Raw genomic sequence first — 379 nt, 5'->3', positions numbered from 1 at the left:
GTGTTCAGGCTTGGACAAGACAATCGTCTGGATATCACCGTCATCCACGGTGATGGCACGACCACAGCAGCCAAGAAAGGAGGCGATAACCTCGGCTTCAGTGGCCACAAGAAGGTGAAGGGCGACAAGGTCGTCGTCTTCTGCGATCGGCGCTGCAACGTGATCGCGCCGTTCTTGGCTGTCCCAGGTAATCGCAATGAATCGCCTCTGTTGCGAGAGGCGCTGCCTGAACTGACGCGCATCGCCCGTGCGGTGAGCCTGGAGCTGCGAGGCACCATCGTGAGCCTCGATGGCGTGTACGATTGCAGGCAGAACCGCAAAGCCATTTTTAACCGCGACATGGTTCCCAACATCAACGCAAATTCACGCGCTAGAAAGC

1 protein-coding gene is annotated in these 379 nt (G+C 57.5%); it reads left to right on the top strand.

Annotated elements, in window-relative coordinates; all coding sequences use genetic code 11:
- The coding region (locus tag P0D89_RS54245; RefSeq protein ID WP_408371575.1) for a hypothetical protein at positions 1-379 on the top strand (379 nt) is incomplete at both ends.

The organism is Paraburkholderia sp. RL18-085-BIA-A, from assembly GCF_046027075.1.
Taxonomy (GTDB): domain Bacteria; phylum Pseudomonadota; class Gammaproteobacteria; order Burkholderiales; family Burkholderiaceae; genus Paraburkholderia.
Note: the sequence above shows the minus strand (reverse complement) of the source record. Positions and strands in the feature narration are given on the sequence as shown.